At 71.7% G+C, this 1,405-nt stretch carries 1 protein-coding gene; it reads right to left on the reverse strand.

The features are described from left to right. Window position 1 precedes the first annotated feature (1 nt). Window positions 2-1,405, reverse strand: a 1,404-nt coding sequence (locus tag LHA35_RS28225) for a mannose-1-phosphate guanylyltransferase/mannose-6-phosphate isomerase (protein ID WP_226615112.1), incomplete at its 5' end; no start/stop codon positions are given.

Here is a 1,405-nt window from a genome sequence, read left to right on the forward strand (position 1 = left end):
CTCACGTTCGTCCGTAGGTATCCTCGATGCGGACGATGTCGTCCTCGCCGAGATAGGCGCCGGACTGGACCTCGATGAGGGTGAGCGGGATCATGCCTGGGTTTTCCAGGCGGTGGACGCAGCCGAGGGGGAGATAGATGCTCTCGTTCTCCCGCAGCAGGATGGAGTCGGCATCGCGCTGCACCACGGCGGTGCCGTTCACCACCACCCAGTGCTCGGCGCGATGGAAGTGCTTCTGCAGCGAGAGCTTCTGGCCCGGCCGCACCTGGATCTTCTTGACCTGGAAGCGCTCGCCCTGGATCAGCCCCTCGTAATGGCCCCAGGGGCGGTAGACGCGGCGATGCTCGGTGGCCTCCCTGCGGCCGGCGCGCCGCAGTTGCTCGACCAGCCGCTTCACATCCTGCGCCCGCTCGCGCGGCATCACCAGCACCGCGTCCTCGGTGGTCACCACCACCGTGTCGCGCAGCCCGACGATGCCGGTCAGGATGCCCTCGGAGCGGACATAGCAGCCCTGGCTGTCCACCATCTCGACCGGCCCTTGCGCGACATTGCCGGCGGCGTCCTTCGAGGAGACCGCCCACAGCGCCGCCCAGGAGCCGAGATCGGACCAGCCGATATCAGCCGGCACCACCGCGGCGCGCCCGGTCTTCTCCATCACCGCATAGTCGATCGAGATCGCCGGCGCGGCCCGGAAGGCGGCCGCCTCCAGCCGCACGAAGTCGAGGTCGCGCTGCGCCCCGGCCAGCGCCGCGCCAACGCTCTGCAGCACCGCCGGGGCATGCCGCTCCAGCTCCGCCACCAGGGTCGCGGCGGTGGCCACGAACATGCCGCTGTTCCAGAGATGCCGCCCCCCCGCCAGCAGGTCGGCCGCCTTGCCCGCCTCCGGCTTCTCGATGAAGCGGGCCACCGCCTGCACGCCAGGCGCCTCAGCCAGCTCCGCCCCGGCCTCGATATAGCCATAGCCCGTCTCGGGCGCGCTCGGCCGCATGCCGAAGGTGACGATCCGCCCGGCGCGCGCCGCCACCACCGCCCGCCCGAGCGCCGCCTGCAGCGCCGGCCCATCGGCGATCGCCGCATCCGCCGCCATCAGCCAGAGCACGGCCTCTGGATCCTCCGCCCGCAGCAGCAGCGCCGCCGCGGCAATCGCCGGCGCGCTGTTGCGCCCGGCCGGCTCCAGCAGGATGCGCGCCCCCTCGACCTGCGCCGCCCGCAACTGCTCGGCCACCAGGAAGCGATGCGCCTCATTGCAGACCACCAGCGGCGCCGCAAAGCCCGGCCCAGCCGCCCGGCCCGCCGTCTCCTGCAGCATGGTCCGCGCCGACACCAGCGGCCAGAACTGCTTCGGGTAGCCCTCCCGCGACAACGGCCACAAACGCGTGCCAGTGCCACCACACAAAATCACAGG

Source organism: Roseicella aerolata, assembly GCF_020523605.1.
Classification (GTDB): Bacteria; Pseudomonadota; Alphaproteobacteria; order Acetobacterales; family Acetobacteraceae; genus Paracraurococcus; species Paracraurococcus aerolatus.